The sequence below is a fragment of the Pseudomonas syringae genome (genome assembly GCF_000737245.1).
Classification (GTDB): Bacteria; Pseudomonadota; Gammaproteobacteria; order Pseudomonadales; family Pseudomonadaceae; genus Aquipseudomonas; species Aquipseudomonas syringae_J.
Map to the genome: position 1 here is coordinate 40,589 of NZ_JPQU01000044.1, position 16,863 is coordinate 57,451.

Here is a 16,863-nt window from a genome sequence, read left to right on the forward strand (position 1 = left end):
AATCAGCCAAAACGACCGGTGATGTAGTCTTCGGTCTGGGTCTTGGACGGCTTGGTGAAGATCGTATCGGTGTCGCCATGCTCGATCAGTTCACCCATGAACATGAACGCCGTGTAGTCGGAGCAACGCGCCGCCTGCTGCATGTTGTGGGTCACGATGATCACGGTGAACTGTTCTTTGAGCTCGGTGATCAGCTGTTCGATACGACCGGTAGAGATCGGATCGAGGGCTGAGGTCGGCTCGTCGAGCAGCAGCACTTGCGGGCGCAACGCGATGGTGCGGGCGATGCACAGACGTTGTTGCTGACCGCCGGAAAGACCGGTAGCGCTCTTGTTGAGCTTGTCTTTCACTTCATCCCACAGCGCCGCGCCGCGCAAAGCCTGTTCAACCCGATCTTCCATTTCACGACGCGACAGCTTTTCATGGTGCTTGATGGCGTAGGAGATGTTGTCGTAAATCGACATCGGGAACGGCACAGGCTTCTGGAAGACCATACCCACGTGGCTGCGCAGACGGTTCATCGAGTAGCCTGGGGCCAGGATGTTCTCGCCGTTGAGCAGCACTTCACCTTTGGCTTCCTGCTTCGGGTACATCGCGTAGATACGGTTGAACACGCGCAGCAGGGTCGACTTGCCGCAACCCGAAGGGCCGATGATGGCGGTGATGCGTTTTTCCGGGATCACCATGTCGATGGATTTCAGCGACTTCTGGTCGTTGTAGAAAAACTCCAGACCACGAACTTGAATCTTGGTTTTTTCGTTGGCAAGGGAAAGGTTATTCATCAAGACGCCCTATTGCGCAAAAGAATTAAGCGGGAAGCGAGGCTGAGTACCAGCACGAACAGCGTCATTACCAGGGCGCCAGCCCAGGCCAGGGAATGCCAGTCGTCGAACGGGCTCATGGCGTATTGGAAAACCACCACGGGTACGCTGGCCATCGGCTTGAGCAGATCGCTGCTCCAGAACTGGTTGCCGAACGCGGTAAACAGCAGCGGCGCGGTTTCACCGGTGATACGCGCCAGAGCCAGCAATACGCCAGTGACCACACCGGCCTTGGCAGCACGCAGGACGATCTGCAGCGTCAACTTCCATTGCGGCACACCCAGGGCCAGCGCAGCTTCACGCATGGTCGAAGGTTGCAGTTGCAGCATTTCATCAGTGGTACGCACCACGACCGGAATCACCAGCAGAGCCAGCGCAAGGGCACCGGCAATTGCCGAGAAGCCGACCTTGTGATCAGTCCATTCATTGAGTGGCAGGATCACTGCGGTGTACACAAACAGACCAAGCACGATGGAAGGCGCGGACAACAGAATGTCGTTAACGAAGCGCACCGCGTTGCCCAGCTTGGAGTAACGAGCGAACTCAGCCAGCCACACGCCAGCCATCAGGCCAATCGGCGTACCGATCAACAGGCCGATGCCAGACATCAGCACGCTGCCGTAAAAGGCATTGGCCAGACCGCCTTCAACTCCCGGCGGTGGCGTCATGCCGCTGAACAAACGCAGGTTCAAGGCGTCGACACCGTTGATGATGGTGGTCAACAGGATCCACACCAGCCACAGCAGGCCAAACGCCGTCGCGCCACAGCTGAGGACCATTGCCGCCTTGTTTTTCAGGTCACGAACCCGGTAGAGGGTCTCGTTGCCAGTCACATCCTTACTACTCATAACCCCTCCTTGCGGGACAGACGCGAGAGCATGACCCGAGCCAGTGCCAGAACGATGAAGGTCACCACGAACAGCAGGAAGCCCAAGGCAATCAACGACGAGCGATGCAAGTCGGTGTAGGCCTCGTTGAATTCGTTGGCGATAACCGAAGCGATCGAGCTGCTTGGCATCATCAGCGACGCCGAGAATTGGTGGGAGTTACCCAATACGAAAGTCACCGCCATGGTTTCACCCAGTGCGCGGCCCAGACCGAGGAATATCCCGCCGACAACCGCTGAACGGGTGTAAGGCAAGACGATGTCCCAAACCACTTCCCAGGTTGTACCGCCCAAGGCATAAGCGGATTCTTTCAGCGTCGTCGGAACGCTTTTAAAGACTTCGACCATTACCGAGGTAATGAACGGCGTGATCATGATCGCCAGAACGATACCGGCGGTGAGCATACCGATACCCAACGGCGGCCCCTGGAACATGGGGCCGATAAAGGGCAGATCGCCAAGATTGTCATTGATCCACGGGGCAATGTGTTCAGCCATATAAGGGCCAAACACGAACAGACCCCACATGCCGTAGATGATCGAAGGAATACCCGCCAGCAGTTCGATAGCCGAGGAAATCGGCAGGCGCAACCAGGGCGGCGCTACTTCGGTCAGGAAAATCGCAATGCCGAAGCTCACCGGAACGGCGATTAGCAAAGCCAGAAAAGAGGTCACCAACGTACCGTAGATCGGTACCAGTGCGCCAAACTTGCCACCGACCACGTCCCACTCGGTGCTGGTCAGAAAACCGAAACCGAAGGTCTGGAATGCGAGGCTGCCGCCCCACAAGGTCGAAAGTGCGATACAGCCGAGCAATGCCAGAACCAGCATTGCAGCCCCGCCCATGGTGCGCTTGAACCAGCGATCATGACGCTGATCGCGAGCCGCTCGGCGCTCACCCTCGGAAACGGACGCAGGGATCGCAGCGGACAAATATTGGGTGTTTTCAGTCATCTTGGGTCCACTCGCAAAGAAACCCTGTCATCGGGCAGCGATGACAGGGGTGAGCCGGAGAAACGTCGAATTACTTGGTGAATTCGGTTTTCCAGTAGTCTTCAACCTTGGTGACCAGGGTCTTAGGCAGTGCTACGTAGGACAGCTCTTCTGCTTGTTTCTGACCGTTTTCCAGGGACCACTTGAAGAAGTCGAAAGCAGCAGCGCTTTGCTCGGCGTTCTTGGCCTTCTTGTACATGATGATCCAGGTCGTTGCGGTGATCGGCCATGCCGTTTCACCCGGAGCGTTGGTCATGATCAGGTTGAAGTCTTTGACGCTGTTCCAGTCAGCAGTATCAGCTGCGGCGGCGAAGGCTTTGGCGTCAGGCTTGATGAACTTGCCAGCAGCGTTTTTCAGCTGGGTGTAAGACAGTTTGTTGGTTTCAGCGTAGGAGTGTTCTACATAGCCGATAGAACCTTTGATCTGCTTCACGTAGGCCGAAACACCTTCGCTACCCTTGCCGCCCACACCGGCTGGCCATTGAACAGTCGAACCGAACTTCAGCTTCTCGTTCCACTCTGGGCTGACTTTGCTCAGGTAGTTGGTGAAGTTGTAGGAGGTGCCCGAACCGTCCGAACGGTGAACAACGGTGATGGCCTGATCTTTCAGTTTGTCTTTGAGCTCAGGGTTCAAGGCAACGATGGCTGGATCATTCCACTTCTTGATTTCACCCATGAAGATCTTGGCCAGTGTTGGACCGTCCAGTTTCAGTTGGCCAGGCTCGATGCCTTCAACGTTGATGATTGGAACGATGCCGCCGATCACGCTTGGGAATTGGCCCAGGCCACCCTTTTCCAGGTCTTCAGCGGACAGAGGAGCATCGGATGCGCCGAAGTCTACGGTTGCAGCCTTGATCTGAGCGATACCGCCACCGGAACCGATGGACTGGTAGTTGATGCGATTGTCGGCAGATTTGCTGTAATTCTGCGACCACGCGGAGATAACCGGGAAGACGAAACTCGAACCAGCGCCTGTTACGTCTACCGCATGAGCCATACCACTCAGGCACATCGAAGCGAGCAGAACCGACAAGCGTTTTTTAGTCAGCAGAATCACGGCGATACCTCAACAAGGGAAATTTGGTGGCCCATCCATGGGAAGGCCCGATGCGGATTTAAACCCTCCAATGTTGCGGTTTCATGACAATCAGTCGAGTTGTGTCCTCGCAAGACGATTTTGTAGGATTTAACTTACAACGGAAATCCTGAAAAAAGCGGGTTTCGCGCAATAAAATAAGGCGTTCTACGACTTTCAGAGCATGGCGGCCAACTTGATAGCGCTAAGCCATCAAACATTCAGCTAGACGGCGATATGCCATTGGTCGGGACGTGTGGCACCTAATTGATTGGTCCACGCACAAACGCAAGTAACGACCCTGACATCAATGGAGACTCATCTCATGAATAAGAACAAATTGACGGCTCTAACCCTGGCCGGTCTGCTGACAATAGCCACTGGCTCGGTTATGGCAGGTTCCACTGGCCCGACTGACCCTGTGGATGGCTCGGCCAAGACCCCGCCTCCTGTGTTGAAGAAAGACACCGACGGCAGCTCGCCCGGCGCTGAGGGAACTAGCCCTGGCACTAAAGGAATGGACACTGTGCCAAAAACCGGCACCGAGTCCGGCAAAGGCGGTATGACCAACGACCAAGGCATGGGCGGCAATGGTGGTGGCGGCGAAAGCGGTGGCTCAGGCAGTAAGTGATCAGGCTTGGGCGAATATCTATTCCGGCGAAACCCAATACTTGAATTGAATGCTTTTTCTGTAGGAGCGAGCTTGCTCGCGATAGCGTCAGGCCAGAGGATGAATTGTCCTCAGACATATCGCATCGCGAGCAACCTCGCTCCTACAGGAAAATTTTCCGAAGGAAGTTATGTTTCGCTAATGAAACAGATCCAGCCGTTTCAATATCAATCCCCTGACCTTTTCAAATAACCAATCGTCAGAAACATATGGTTACTTGTCATTGAGCAACCCCCAACAGTGGCGATTTCAATGACTCCTATTAAGCTTGGCCTCTTGCGAGGCAATGATGTTTGCCATGATTGCAGAACAATGGCAGACAACCTACAAGCGCCAAAGGTGGAGCCATTATGAAAGTGATGAACATTAGTTTGATCGCACTGGCCATTTTAGCGGCCAGCATTCCAGACGCTCTTGCGGACCCCTTTGTCAGTGATCAAAAGGAAGCCAATGGTTTCATGGAAGATGCCAAGGCTAATATCCTGCTACGCAACTACTACTTCAATCGAGATGGTAAAAACGGCCTGGGTGATCGGCGTGACTGGTCACAGGGAATCAAAGGGACATTCGATTCCGGATTTACCCAGGGCACCATTGGCGTGGGGGTCGACGCCTACGGCTGGTTCGGCCTGAAACTCGATGGTGGCGCGGGCCACTCCGGCACCGGCAATATTCCGGTCGACAGCGATGGCAGCCCGGAGAGCAACTTCAGCAGTGCCGGTGCTGCGTTGAAAGTTCGCCTGTCCAAAACAATGCTCAAATGGGGGCAGATGCAACCCACCGCTCCTGTATTCGCAGCCGGTGGTACTCGTCTGTTTCCACAAACCGCAACCGGATTCAATTTGCTCAGTAGCGAGATCGACGGTCTTGATCTTGAAGCCGGACATTTCACTGCGGCCAACGGCCCGAACCACACCGACTCCGACGGTGAAATATTCGCCACCTATGCCAATGTAGCCGCTAATAGCGTGGACTTTGTTGGCGGTAAATATGCAATCAGTGATGCGCTCTCCGTTGCGTTATATGGCGCCGAAATGGAAGACATATACCGCCAGTACTACGCCAACGCCAATTACACTCTGGCGCTGGCCAACGAACAGTCCCTGGTATTCGATTTCAATATCTATCGCACCAACGATGAGGGTCAGGCCAAGGCTGGCGACATCAGCAACACCACCTGGTCATTGGCAGGCGCTTATTCATTCCTGACCGGACATACCTTCACCCTGGCCTATCAGCAAGTTCATGGCGATGAGCCCTTTGATTACGCAGGTTTCGGGGATAACGGGCCGGGCTCGGGGGCCGACTCGATCTTCCTGGCCAACTCGATCCAGTATTCAGACTTCAACGGCCCCGGGGAAAAGTCCTGGCAAGCACGTTATGACCTGGCCAGGAGCGCCTACGGCGTACCCGGTTTGAGCTTCATGGCACGCTATGCCAACGGCAAGGATATCGACGGCACCAAAATGGCCCTAGACAGCCCGTATCGCGCCTATGGTTATGGCGAGGACGGCAAACATCACGAAACCAACCTGGAAGCCAAATATGTAGTCCAGCAAGGCCCGGCCAAAGACCTTTCATTCAGGCTGCGCCAGGCATGGCATCGCGGTAATGCCGACCAGGCCGAGGGCGACCAGAATGAATTTCGGGTGATTGTGGATTATCCGATTTCGATTCTTTGATGGTCAGCCGCGGTCGTTCCTTGTGGGAGCTAGCTTGCTAGCGAAGAGGCAGGTAGATCCGAGATATCTGTTGGGTCTGAAACATCGTCTTCGCGAGCAATCTCGCTCTCACAGGAGATCTCCTCAACCAACAGTTCCCACTGCACATAACACACCACCACCGGCATGCCATGCTCGGCGCAGAAATCCAGCCAGCGCAATTGGTTGTCCTGCAATTTGTCGCCCGGCCCTTTGACTTCGATCATCCGGTAACGGCGTTCTCCCGGGAAGAACTGGATCAGGTCCGGCATGCCGGTGCGATTGGCTTTGATGTCCAGCAGCAAGCGGCGGAACCAGTGGCGTAAATGCTCAACCGGCAAACAATTCAGGGCCTGTTCCAGCAGCGCCGGGGTCAGTGTGCCCCAGAACACGAAGGGCGACTGCAGGCCGAACTTGCTGCTGTAATGCTGGCGGACGGTAGCCTGCCACTGGTTGCTATCGAGCTGCGCCAGGCATTCCTCGAACAATTCGGCCCGTCGTTGATAGAAGTCAGGGCTGTGCAAGTCGCTAGGGCCGCTGTGGAACGGGTGGAAGAACGCCCCTGGGAGCGGGGCGAAAACCGCTGACCAGCACAACAGGCCGAACAGCGAATTGATCAGCGCATTCTCGACGTAATGCACTTCGCTGCCCTCCTCTGCCAGGTGCAACTGGATTAATTGCTCCACGCTGAGATCCGGCCTGGGCGCAATGCGCACATCCAGGCGCTCGACCGTACGCATCACCCTGCGCGCCTTGCCTGCCATCCCCAGCTTACGCTGCAGGCGCGGCTGCACCCGTAGCAGTTGCTGAACCTCGGCGGCACTTTCCGGCGCCGCCTGGGCATGTTCAAGCAACGCCAGGGCGCCGACGTAGTCTTCGGCGCGCTCCAGCACACGAATGCGCCGGGCACGCGCGCCGGGATAGTTACTGTGTTCATAGACACTCAGCGCCAATGGCCAATCCTGCGCCCGCTCTGCCTGCTGGCCAATTTGAAACAGGGTCTTGGCCCGGCGCATTTGCAGCCATGGATTGTCGGAAACCACAGCCAGGGCACGCGGAGCCAGCTCAGACAAGCTTGCACCTTCGTCCAGCGCCTGACGGCAAGCGTGCAATTCAAGGCAGACGTCGATATCGGAGCGTTGAGCAATCCCTCGAGAGTCCAGGGAAAATTCGACTTTTTCGTAGCGATACACCCCCAGATCAGCCAGCACAAACTCCGTCCATTCCTGATACAGATTGCCGAAATACAACAACCGCAAGCGATCACAGATGGGCATCACGTTAAGGGCGAAGATGGTCTCGTCAAACCCGGCGTACCAGTCCTCCAGCGCTTGCGGGGATGGATGCAGCGGCTGAAGCAAGGTCAGCAGCTCAGTTTTTTTCTCGGTGCCGCGAACGCCGTGAGAGCGGAAACAGGCAGCCAGCTCAGCCTTGCGCAACAGCGCAAACAACTGCTCCAGATTCAAGGTAGGCCGCGGGTCAACCCAGCCGTTATCCAGCAGCGGCCGCACCGCCTGCAAGGTATCGCCGAGTTCTGCATAGCTGAGTTTACTGGCCCGAAACAGCGTCCCTTTGCGCATGACCATACGTACCAGCAAACCCTGCGCAGCCTGGGGCAGACTGGCGAAGGATAAGATGAACAGGCGCTCTTGTTCGTCGAGCAGATCGTCGTAGCGCCGGGCTATCCAGTCCAGCACCAGACGGAAATTTTCGAGGTAATAAAACGGGTTCTCAAGAGGTGACGTGTTCACTGCCAGATTCACGCGACGGATAGACATGCGCTCAAGGATACTGGTTATCTGTACAGATTCCAGCTTCTAACCTGTTGGCCTGATAAATGGTGCGCAGCAGGCCGCCATACGAAGCGATAGAATCGTCAGACTTGCTTTAAAAAGGCACTGTCTCAGAAGCACCACCGGGAGATCGAGATGCAGATCACCACTATGCCGCTGATTTACCTGGCGGGCTTCGATGTGTTTCGCCAGGACGCTATCGAACATGGGCAATACTTGAAAGCGCTGTGCATGGCTCACAGCCTGGAGGGGCTCTACCCCTTTGATAACGAGGTGGCCAGTGACCTCGACCAGAAGGAAACCGCCAGAGTTATCTGCGAGATGAACATCGCGATGATCCAGCGTTGTGACGCAGTGCTGGCCAATCTGAACGTGTTTCGCGGCCTGGAGCCGGATTCCGGCACAGCCTTCGAAGTCGGCATGGCGGTGGCTCTGAACAAACCGGTATGGGCGTATTTCGATCCTGTGGGATCGCTGCGGGACTTGATCCCACACGACCTCAATGGCTGTGATTCGCAAGGTTACGTGGTGGAAGATTTCGCGCTGCCGAGAAACCTGATGCTGGCCTGCACCTGGACGGGATCGAGTTCGACCGTGGAACTGGCTGTTGAGGCGCTGTCGATTTATCTGGCGAAAGTGAGAGATGGCAAGGCTTGAACTTGGCTCAGATCCGTGGGAGCGAGCTTGCTCGCGAAGGGGTTGGTGCATCCTCTACATTTCTGGCGATTGAAATGTCCCATTCGCGAGCAAGCTCGCTCCCACAGTGATCTGCTGCTGAACAACTGCGGTCAACTAACCGAGGACGATCCCACATCACTACTGAAGATCGGGTCGAGCTTGTCTGAGTCGCTGAATTCGTCCAGGCCCAGTTCGTCCAGGTCCAGATAGGCTTCCGGATCATAATCTTCATCGGCGTCTGAATCGTTTAGCGGCGACTGATCGCCACCGAACTGGTGATCGGTACTAGCGAATATCTGCGTGAAGGCCAGGTGCGTGTCGAGGGGTGAAGGTGCCTGCATCGTGATGCTCTCCTGATTGTTCTTTATCGACTGCTTGTTCTTTTCGGCTGGTTACCAAGGCTAACTCAGCCCGCTGTCAAAAAGCAGCCACCCAACTTAACTCCAGCTCAAAAATTCCCCGCTGCTGTCGTGCAGCATTTGCACCATGGCCTGAGCGGCCGGTGACAAATAGCCGCCCTTGCGCACCGTGCAACCGATGGTGCGCTTCATGGTGGTCTGCCCCACGACCACCTCACGCAGATGCCGCATGTTGTTGCCGAATTCCAGGGTCTCCCTGGCGGTGAAGCTCAACAGGCTGGTGCGCTCAATGAGCCCGGGCAACAGCGGAATCGAGTTGGCTTCAATCTGCACCACGGGCAACGGCAAGTGCTCGTCGGCGAAGGCCTGATCCAGCCATTTGCGCGATGACACGCCCGCCGGCGGCAACACCCAGCGATAGGCGCAAAGGTCGGCCATGGCATAGCGGGACTTGAAGATCGGGTGATCCTTGCTGGCGATTACCACCGCCTCGTCCTCGAGGATCGCGAAGCTCTCGAATTGCTCGTCGTCGGTGATCAGCGAGCAGATGATCATGTCCAGTTGCCCGGAACGCAGGGAATCGCGCAACAGGTCGTCCTGACCGATGAGCATTTTCAGGGTGATGTCCGGCGTGCGCTGCAATAACGCAGAGGTCAGTTTCGGTAGCAAGTATTCAGCCATGGTTGACGCGCAGCCGACGCGGATATTGCCCACCGCACCGCTGGCAAAATCCCGGACCTCGCGCTGAGTCTGAGCGATGCTTTGCTGCAAGACCTTGCCTCGGGCCTGAAGCAGTTCGCCGACCGGCGTGAGTTTGATGCGCCGGCCGTCACGCTGAAACAAGCGAGTGCCAAACGACTCTTCCAGACGCTGGATGCTTTTGGTCAACGCCGGCTGGCTGCGATTGAGTTTCTGGGCCGCACGGCCCAGATGGCCCAGCTCGGCAATCGTTTCGAAATAGGTGAGATCGCGGAGATCCATAATCTATCAACCAAAGTTATCAATTCATGATTATTAGAAAATAGACTTGATCGATTGATGTGTCGATACTTTCACCGTACGGACGTCCCGACTCGTCCGCCTCTGGAGCATCCCCTTGTCACGTGCCGCTGGCTTTTCCCTTAATACCCTTCCCAAATCGCTGCAATGGTTTGCCTTGATTCTGTGCGCGGGTGTCGCCGGTCAACTGCTCAAATACTGGCAAATGCCGGCTGCCCTGTTCCTCGGGCCGATGCTGGTGGCGATTGGGTTCGGGGTGATGGGCGCCAATATCCGTGTGCACAAAAACTTCTTCCGCCTGGGCCAGGGCACGGTGGGTGTGCTGATCGCCCACTCGATGACCATGGCGGTACTGATCACGGCGCTGCATTCCTGGCACGTGATGCTGTTTGCCACCGTGTTGACCGTGTTACTCAGCGCAGCGGTAGGCCTGGGGCTTGTGCGCTTTGGCGGCATTGCCGGCAGCACGGCGGCGTGGGGCACCTCTCCCGGCGCGGCCTCGGCGATGGTCGCCATGTCTGAAGATTACGGCGCCGACTCGCGAGTGGTCGCAACCATGCAATACGTGCGGGTGGTATGCGTGGTGGTGATCGGGGCGATTGTCAGCCGGATGATCGGTGTGGAGGGTGGCGCGACTGAAACCCACAGCGCTGACGTGGCACTCAAAGGCATGAATCTGCTGAACTTCGGCTTGAGTCTGGCGGTGATCGTGTTCGGCGTCCTGGTCGCCAATAAAATCCCCGCCGGGGCGTTAATGGGACCGCTGCTGATCGGCGGCGCGTTGCAGCTCAGCGGCCTGCTGCAAATCACCTTGCCAGTCTGGATGCTGACCCTCGCATATGCTTCGATAGGCGCCTACGTCGGCCTGCGCTTTGATCGCCCCACCATTGCCTATGTCTGGCGGCGCTTACCGGCCATGATCCTTGGCTCGTTGATTCTGATTGTGCTCTGCGCCCTGTCTGCCTGGCTGATTGCTGTGATGCTCGACAAGGACTACCTTTCGGTTTACCTGGCCACCAGCCCAGGTGGGCTCGATGCGATGGCAATTATTGCCATCGACACCCATTCAGATGTGGGTTTCGTGTTGGCCATGCAGACCCTGCGTCTGGTTGGCGTGGTCCTGACGGGCGCGTTCCTGGCGCGGCAGATCATCCGTCTGACGGATAAACGCCTGCCGTCGCACTGATCATTGAATCTCCAGGCTCAGCACTCCTCAAACAGCTAATCGCTGCTGCTTTGAGAGGATGCAATGAGCACCGTAAAAATTGCCACCTTCAACATCAATGGAATTCGCGCTCGCTTGCCGATCCTCCTGAACTGGCTGGAGCGCGAGTCACCTGACGTGGTCTGCCTGCAAGAGCTAAAGGCCACCGACCTGGCCTTTCCCATCGACGAAATTCGCGAAGCCGGTTATGGCGCGATCTGGCAGGGACAGACCTCCTGGAACGGGGTCGCGATTCTGGCCAAGGACATGGAGCCGCTGGAGATCCGGCGAGGTTTGCCGGGGAACGAAAAGGACACCAGCAGCCGTTATCTGGAAGCAGCTGCCCACGGCGTGATTGTCGGTTGCCTGTACTTGCCTAACGGCAACCCGCAACCGGGGCCCAAGTTCGATTACAAACTGGCCTGGTTTGAAAAGCTCATCGAGCACGCGGCGTCTTTGTATGCCAGTGGCCATCCGGTGGTCCTGGCGGGCGATTACAACGTGGTGCCCACCGATGAAGACATCTACAACACCCGTTCATGGCTCAAGGATGCGCTGCTGCAGCCTGAGAGTCGCGAGTGTTTTCAGCGCCTGATGAGTCAGGGCTGGACCGATGCCATCCGCGCTTGCTTCCCGGACGAGCGAATCTATACCTTCTGGGATTACTTCCGTAACCATTGGCAGACCAACTCAGGGCTGCGCATCGACCACTTGCTGCTCAATGCCGAGACCAGCGCCCGCTTGCTTCAGGCCGGCGTGGACCACTGGCCCCGCAACGAACCTCACGCCAGCGACCATGCGCCAACATGGGTGGAGCTGGATATGGCGGGGTGAATGAACACGCACGACTGGCGCAGAACCCTGTTGGAGCCGAGCTTGCTCGCGATGAACAAGGACGCGGTGTGGCTGATTAACCGAGGCGTCTATATCGCAGGCAAGCACTGCTCCCACAGGATCAATTTGAACCATAGGACCGGCTTTAGCCGGGAGGGCGTCAGTGCAGTCGCTGCATCTCCTTCGCTGCTAATACCGCTATCCCGGCTCAAGCGGAGCGCCGCCCGGCCGGTCCTACGCCATTGCAGACGAACATAAAATCTCCCGCAGATACACCGTGTCGTCTTTCTTCGCGGGCAAGCCTCGCTCCAACGGGTTTGCAATCGTCTGTAGGAGCCGAGCTTGCTCGCGATGAACAAGGACGCGGTGTGGCTGATTAACCGAGGCGTCTATATCGCAGGCAAGCACTGCTCCCACAGGATCAATTTGAACCATAGGACCGGCTTTAGCCGGGAGGGCGTCAGTGCAGTCGCTGCATCTCCTTCGCTGCTAATACCGCTATCCCGGCTCAAGCGGAGCGCCGCCCGGCCGGTCCTACGCCATTGCAGACGAACATAAAATCTCCCGCAGATACACCGTGTCGTCTTTCTTCGCGGGCAAGCCTCGCTCCAACGGGTTTGCAATCGTCTGTAGGAGCCGAGCTTGCTCGCGATGAACGATGACGCGGTGTGGCTGATTAACCGAGGCGTCTATATCGCAGGCAAGCACTGCTCCCACAGGATCAATTTGAACCATAGGACCGGCTTTAGCCGGGAGGGCGTCAGTGCAGTCGCTGCATCTCCTTCGCTGCTAATACCGCTATCCCGGCTCAAGCGGAGCGCCGCCCGGCCGGTCCTACGCCATTGCAGACGAACATAAAATCTCCCGCAGATACACCGTGTCGTCTTTCTTCGCGGGCAAGCCTCGCTCCAACGGGTTTGCAATCGTCTGTAGGAGCCGAGCTTGCTCGCGATGAACGATGATGCGGTGTGGCTGATTAAACGAGGCGTCTATATCGCAGGCAAGCACTGCTCCTACAGATCACTCCCTCATCAGCCCATTGCCGCCAGCCCGCTGGCCAGGCTTGGGGCCAAGGGCAGTAACGGCAACAGCGTGGCTTGGTAGGCGTGATAAAGATCAGGTTTGCCTGCCCAGATATCCGCACTTGGCACGTTTTGCGGGCTCAACTCGTGATGCCAGCTGCCCAATTGGCGGTCAATGAAGTGGCTTTCGTTGAATTCCCAGAAACGGCGATACCAGTCCTCGTACTGTTTTTCATCAGTACGTTGCAGCAACGCCGCTGCAGCTGCCGCCGCTTCGCAATGCACCCAGTGCAAGCGATGGCGTACGACCGGCTGTTTCTGCCAGTCCAGGGTGTAAACAATGCCCGGCAGACCATCGACGTTCCAGGCATCGCGGCAGGCATTGGCGAACAGTTGACGCGCATCGGCCAGCAGCCAGGTTGGCGTTGCCAGCCGGGCACGCTGGCGCGAGGCTTCCAGATGCAATAACAATCTGGCCCACTCGAATGCGTGCCCCGGCGTAGTGCCGTAAGGACGGAAGCCGTCGGCGCGATTGTCGTGGTTGTAATCCGGCAAAGGCTCCCAGCTTTGACTGAAGTGTTCGATCACCTGATGATCATTGCCCGCCGCATGGCCATGGATCACCCGCTCTACGATTCGTAATGCCCGGTCCAGCCACTGGGCGTCGCCAGTCACATCCGCCAACGCGAGAAACGCCTCCACGCTGTGCATGTTGCTGTTAGCGCCGCGATAGCTTTCTTCCTCGCTCCAGTCCCGAGCGAATGATTCGCGCATGGCGCCTTCTTCTTCGCTCCAGAAGCGCGACTGGATGACATGCATCACGTCCGACAGCAGCTCCTGAGCGCCCGGCCGTTGCGCCACGACAGCCGAACTGGCCGCCAGTGCGACAAAAGCATGAAGATAGGCTTGCTTGTCGGTCTTGTTGCCGTCTGCCAGCGGGGCACTGAACCAGCCGCCCTGTTCGCTATCACGCAGAGGTCCGGTCAGGGCGGCAATACCGTGATCCACCAACGCCGCGCAGCCGGGGATGCCGCGAACATGCGCCATGGCAAAGCTATGGGTCATACGCGCAGTGTTCATGGTTTCGGCACGAGCGTTGACCGACAGGACGCCGCGCTCATCAAGGTTGCCGAACCCTTGGGGTAGCCGTGAGGCCTTGGCGAAATCAAGCAGCCGGTTACCCTCGCCGGCCAGCCACTGCTGGTGACCGGACGCACGTAGCCAACTGCTGAAGAGATTGTTTTTATTGTCCATGAAGCTGTTTCGCCTCTGTCATTGAGCAGAGGCGAATCATGCCCGGCGCAACCTGCCCACAGCAAGCGCGCCGGTCCAGATCGCTCAATGATCAGACTTTGAAGCGCGCGACCACCTGATTCAGGTCCCCGGCCAGACGCGACAACTCATTGCTCGAAGCACTGATCTGGTTGGCGCCCTGGGTCGACTGCATTGACAGGTCACGGATGTTGACGATGTTGCGGTCCACTTCCCGCGCCACTTGCGCCTGCTCCTCAGCGGCGCTGGCGATGACCAGGTTACGCTCGGAAATCTGGTTGATCGACGAGGTGATATCGGTCAGTGATTCGCCAGCGCCCTGGGCCAGGGTCAGGGTCTCACTGGCCTGTTCGCTGCTGGTTTGCATGGACGCCAGGGCCTGAGCCGAGCCGCTGCGCATGGCACCGACCATCTTGTCGATTTCCAGCGTGGACTGCTGAGTACGATGAGCCAATGCCCGTACTTCATCGGCCACCACCGCGAAGCCACGCCCCGACTCCCCTGCCCGTGCCGCTTCGATGGCGGCATTGAGTGCCAGCAGGTTGGTCTGTTCGGCAATGGAGCGGATTACGTCCAGCACCTTGCCGATGTCCTGGGACTGATCCGCCAGGTTTTGCACCAGCGCGGAAGTCGCCTGCACATTATTGGTGAGCGTCTGGATTGACTGAACCGTTTCCACGACACGCGCCTGACCCGCCTGCGCCGAGCGATTGGAATGGTTGGAGGCGTCAGAGGTGGAGACGGCGTTACGTGCCACTTCTTCGACTGCGGAGGTCATCTCGTTGATCGCGGTGGCCGCCTGATCGATCTCGGCATTTTGCTGATGCAAGCCGCGATAGCTGTCTTCAGTGACCGAGTTCAGCTCAGTGGCCGCAGACGCCAGTTGCGTCGCCGAACTGCCAATGTGCTGCATGGCTGAGCGCAAGTTGCCTTGCATCTTGTCCAGCGCCACCAGCAAGCGAGTCACTTCGTCGCTGCCATCGACTCTGATGGTCTGGGTAAGGTCGCCATTGGCGACATGTTCGGCGGCTACGACGGCGACTTCCAGCGGACGGACGATGCTGCGGGTCAGCAACAAGGCCAGGCCAATGGTGCCCAGGCCAGCGATGATTACGAAGATAAACACAATGTTGCGGGATTTATCATACTGGGCCTCGGCGGCCTGGCCTTCGGCGTCTACATGTTGCGCATAGAATTCACCCAGATCGGCGAGCTGTTTGCCTGACCCGTCGACGATGGTCTTCATGTCCACCAACAACAATTTGTTCAAGGCTTCGCGGTCGTTTTGTGCGGCAAGCGCAAAAGATTGATCCAGCGCCTTCTGATACTGTCCCAACGTCGCTCGGAATTGATCGCTGAGCACCTTCTCCTCCGGGGTATCGACGAAGGCAGCGAAGATGTCGAGTTTCTTGTTCAGGTCCGCATTACGCACATCCAGCTGACTGCGGTAAGTGGCGATGTTCTTGGGATCGGGATCCAGGGCCATACGCAGGGAAATAGTGCGGATGCGCAGCATATTCTCCCGGATGTCGTTGACCGCTCGCATGCTAGGCATCCAGTTGGTTTCAACCGCCACTTCACTCTCGCGAATCGCCGACATTTGAGCCAGCGCAAACCAGCCCAGTACAGCGACCAAAAGGGAGATCAGCGTAAAGCCGAGACCAGCACGGCGGGCGATGGTCAAATTGCGTAGGTTCATGCGCAGGCTCTTTTCTATTGGGCGTAGGTTATTGGGCAGTAGGTAATCAGTGGAGAGTTGTAGGACAACCTGCAGAGATATCGACAGATACCCGCTTTTCTTAAGTGAACAAAAGAGCAACCCTTCGTCTATTTCCATTTATTACCGCGCCAACCTTGGGAGGGCTCCGACGAATGCCATCAAGTAAACCCGACATCTGCTTGTCTACACCCTGAGAAGCCCGAAATCACGCCCATTGAAAAGGCGTAATAAAAGGAGAGCAGTCATGCATCTGGAAGGTTCATGCCATTGCGGTGAGGTCGAGTTCAGCCTGAACAGCCCTCACCCCTACCCTTATCAACGCTGCTATTGCTCAATCTGTCGCAAGACCCAGGGCGGTGGCGGTTATTCCATAAACCTCGGTGGCGACGCCAAAAGCCTGAAGGTCAAAGGCCGCGAACACATTTCGATCTATCACGCAAAAATGCGCGAGGATCACCACGTCCGCATCAGTAGCGCCGAACGGCACTTCTGCAAGTTATGCGGCAGCGGCCTGTGGTTGTTCAGCCCCGAATGGCCCGAACTGATCCATCCTTTCGCCTCAGCCATCGACACACCCCTGCCGACGCCGCCGGAACACACCCATCTGTTGCTGGACTCCAAGGCGTCCTGGGTGGAAGTGAGCGTGAGGAAAGGCGACAAACAGTTCGAAGGTTATCCGGAGGAGTCCATTGCGGACTGGCATGAGCGGTTGGGGTTGGTGCGCTGATGAGCGTGCCTGTTATGGCTCAATATTTAAGGACCTTGTAGGAGCGCGCTTGCCCGCGATTGCGTTGTGTCAGAGAAAAATCTATGGCCTGACACAACGCAATCGCGGGC

General features: G+C 57.2%; 15 protein-coding genes and 1 pseudogene. 6 read left to right on the forward strand and 10 right to left on the reverse strand.

Going from position 1 to position 16,863, the window contains the following annotated elements:
* Window positions 1-2: 2 nt before the first annotated feature.
* The 4 genes from pstB to pstS all read right to left on the reverse strand — a co-directional run bounded on the left by pstB (window position 3) and on the right by pstS (window position 3,757).
* Entirely contained in the window at window positions 3-782 is a 780-nt protein-coding gene (pstB, locus tag IV01_RS09770) for a phosphate ABC transporter ATP-binding protein PstB (protein ID WP_032629532.1), read from the reverse strand.
* The gene (gene pstA / locus IV01_RS09765; RefSeq protein WP_032629533.1) at window positions 782-1,669 is read right to left on the reverse strand and encodes a phosphate ABC transporter permease PstA; all 888 of its coding nucleotides are present in this window, start codon (window positions 1,667-1,669) and stop codon (window positions 782-784) included. The genes pstB and pstA overlap by 1 nt, the downstream gene beginning before the upstream one ends.
* Window positions 1,666-2,661, reverse strand: a complete 996-nt coding sequence (pstC, locus tag IV01_RS09760) for a phosphate ABC transporter permease subunit PstC (protein ID WP_032629535.1) — start codon at window positions 2,659-2,661, stop codon at window positions 1,666-1,668. The genes pstA and pstC overlap by 4 nt, the downstream gene beginning before the upstream one ends.
* Before the next feature lie 70 nt (window positions 2,662-2,731).
* Window positions 2,732-3,757 carry a phosphate ABC transporter substrate-binding protein PstS gene (pstS, locus tag IV01_RS09755; RefSeq protein ID WP_032629536.1) on the reverse strand — a complete coding sequence of 342 codons (1,026 nt, stop codon included), beginning with the start codon at window positions 3,755-3,757 and terminating at the stop codon, window positions 2,732-2,734.
* Between the two features lie 343 nt (window positions 3,758-4,100).
* On the opposite strand from pstS, the gene IV01_RS0125235 reads away from it, so the two are divergent.
* Both IV01_RS0125235 and IV01_RS09750 read left to right on the forward strand, forming a co-directional pair.
* Window positions 4,101-4,406, forward strand: coding sequence for a hypothetical protein (locus tag IV01_RS0125235; RefSeq protein WP_050507724.1), 306 nt, complete (start codon window positions 4,101-4,103; stop codon window positions 4,404-4,406).
* A gap of 389 nt (window positions 4,407-4,795) precedes the next feature.
* A complete protein-coding gene (locus IV01_RS09750; RefSeq protein WP_032629538.1) occupies window positions 4,796-6,127 on the forward strand; it encodes an OprD family porin in 1,332 nt (443 codons plus the stop codon).
* Between the two features lie 29 nt (window positions 6,128-6,156).
* Here IV01_RS09750 and IV01_RS0125240 read toward each other — a convergent pair whose 3' ends face one another.
* Window positions 6,157-7,923 (reverse strand): VRR-NUC domain-containing protein, encoded by a 1,767-nt coding sequence (locus IV01_RS0125240; protein ID WP_154232234.1) that lies wholly within the window; start codon window positions 7,921-7,923, stop codon window positions 6,157-6,159.
* Window positions 7,924-8,073: 150 nt separating this feature from the next.
* Here IV01_RS0125240 and IV01_RS09745 point away from each other — a divergent pair, with 150 nt between their 5' ends.
* A complete protein-coding gene (locus IV01_RS09745; protein WP_080290336.1) occupies window positions 8,074-8,595 on the forward strand; it encodes a nucleoside 2-deoxyribosyltransferase in 522 nt (173 codons plus the stop codon).
* Window positions 8,596-8,726: 131 nt separating this feature from the next.
* Here the strand turns inward: IV01_RS09745 and IV01_RS09740 are convergent, their stop codons facing one another.
* Window positions 8,727-8,957, reverse strand: coding sequence for a hypothetical protein (locus IV01_RS09740; protein ID WP_032629540.1), 231 nt, complete (start codon window positions 8,955-8,957; stop codon window positions 8,727-8,729).
* Between the two features lie 96 nt (window positions 8,958-9,053).
* A complete protein-coding gene (locus tag IV01_RS09735; protein WP_032629542.1) occupies window positions 9,054-9,956 on the reverse strand; it encodes a LysR substrate-binding domain-containing protein in 903 nt (300 codons plus the stop codon).
* Between the two features lie 115 nt (window positions 9,957-10,071).
* Here IV01_RS09735 and IV01_RS09730 point away from each other — a divergent pair, with 115 nt between their 5' ends.
* Together IV01_RS09730 and IV01_RS09725 are read left to right on the forward strand one after the other, a co-directional pair.
* A complete protein-coding gene (locus tag IV01_RS09730) occupies window positions 10,072-11,160 on the forward strand; it encodes an AbrB family transcriptional regulator (RefSeq protein WP_032629544.1) in 1,089 nt (362 codons plus the stop codon).
* A 63-nt stretch (window positions 11,161-11,223) separates the two neighbouring features.
* Complete coding sequence (locus tag IV01_RS09725; RefSeq protein ID WP_032629546.1) at window positions 11,224-12,012, forward strand: exodeoxyribonuclease III; 789 nt, start codon at window positions 11,224-11,226, stop codon at window positions 12,010-12,012.
* A gap of 1,031 nt (window positions 12,013-13,043) precedes the next feature.
* On the opposite strand, the gene IV01_RS09720 is transcribed toward IV01_RS09725, so the two are convergent.
* The 3 genes and pseudogenes from IV01_RS09720 to IV01_RS27520 form a co-directional block, all read right to left on the reverse strand.
* Complete coding sequence (locus IV01_RS09720) at window positions 13,044-14,288, reverse strand: AGE family epimerase/isomerase (RefSeq protein ID WP_032629548.1); 1,245 nt, start codon at window positions 14,286-14,288, stop codon at window positions 13,044-13,046.
* Between the two features lie 91 nt (window positions 14,289-14,379).
* The gene (locus tag IV01_RS27515) at window positions 14,380-15,243 is read right to left on the reverse strand and encodes a methyl-accepting chemotaxis protein (RefSeq protein WP_418903543.1); all 864 of its coding nucleotides are present in this window, start codon (window positions 15,241-15,243) and stop codon (window positions 14,380-14,382) included.
* A pseudogene (locus tag IV01_RS27520) lies at window positions 15,238-16,143 on the reverse strand (MCP four helix bundle domain-containing protein); the annotation flags it as partial. The pseudogene IV01_RS27520 and the gene IV01_RS27515, both read right to left, overlap by 6 nt.
* Window positions 16,144-16,270: 127 nt before the next feature.
* Here IV01_RS27520 and IV01_RS09710 point away from each other — a divergent pair.
* On the forward strand, window positions 16,271-16,753 hold the full coding sequence (locus tag IV01_RS09710) for a GFA family protein (protein WP_032629550.1): 483 nt from the start codon (window positions 16,271-16,273) through the stop codon (window positions 16,751-16,753).
* Window positions 16,754-16,863 lie beyond the last annotated feature (110 nt).

What these genes read in the sequence shown, in the direction of transcription:
- pstB (WP_032629532.1), bottom strand. Translation starts at nt 782, where the DNA reads ATGAATAACCTTTCCCTTGCCAACGAAAAAACCAAGATTCAAGTTCGT.
- IV01_RS09720 (WP_032629548.1), bottom strand. Translation starts at nt 14,288, where the DNA reads ATGGACAATAAAAACAATCTCTTCAGCAGTTGGCTACGTGCGTCCGGT.
- IV01_RS09710 (WP_032629550.1), top strand. Translation starts at nt 16,271, where the DNA reads ATGCATCTGGAAGGTTCATGCCATTGCGGTGAGGTCGAGTTCAGCCTG.
- IV01_RS27515 (WP_418903543.1), bottom strand. Translation starts at nt 15,243, where the DNA reads ATGCAAGGCAACTTGCGCTCAGCCATGCAGCACATTGGCAGTTCGGCG.
- pstA (WP_032629533.1), bottom strand. Translation starts at nt 1,669, where the DNA reads ATGAGTAGTAAGGATGTGACTGGCAACGAGACCCTCTACCGGGTTCGT.
- IV01_RS09735 (WP_032629542.1), bottom strand. Translation starts at nt 9,956, where the DNA reads ATGGATCTCCGCGATCTCACCTATTTCGAAACGATTGCCGAGCTGGGC.
- pstC (WP_032629535.1), bottom strand. Translation starts at nt 2,661, where the DNA reads ATGACTGAAAACACCCAATATTTGTCCGCTGCGATCCCTGCGTCCGTT.
- IV01_RS09745 (WP_080290336.1), top strand. Translation starts at nt 8,074, where the DNA reads ATGCAGATCACCACTATGCCGCTGATTTACCTGGCGGGCTTCGATGTG.
- IV01_RS0125240 (WP_154232234.1), bottom strand. Translation starts at nt 7,923, where the DNA reads ATGTCTATCCGTCGCGTGAATCTGGCAGTGAACACGTCACCTCTTGAG.
- IV01_RS0125235 (WP_050507724.1), top strand. Translation starts at nt 4,101, where the DNA reads ATGAATAAGAACAAATTGACGGCTCTAACCCTGGCCGGTCTGCTGACA.
- IV01_RS09750 (WP_032629538.1), top strand. Translation starts at nt 4,796, where the DNA reads ATGAAAGTGATGAACATTAGTTTGATCGCACTGGCCATTTTAGCGGCC.
- IV01_RS09740 (WP_032629540.1), bottom strand. Translation starts at nt 8,957, where the DNA reads ATGCAGGCACCTTCACCCCTCGACACGCACCTGGCCTTCACGCAGATA.
- IV01_RS09725 (WP_032629546.1), top strand. Translation starts at nt 11,224, where the DNA reads ATGAGCACCGTAAAAATTGCCACCTTCAACATCAATGGAATTCGCGCT.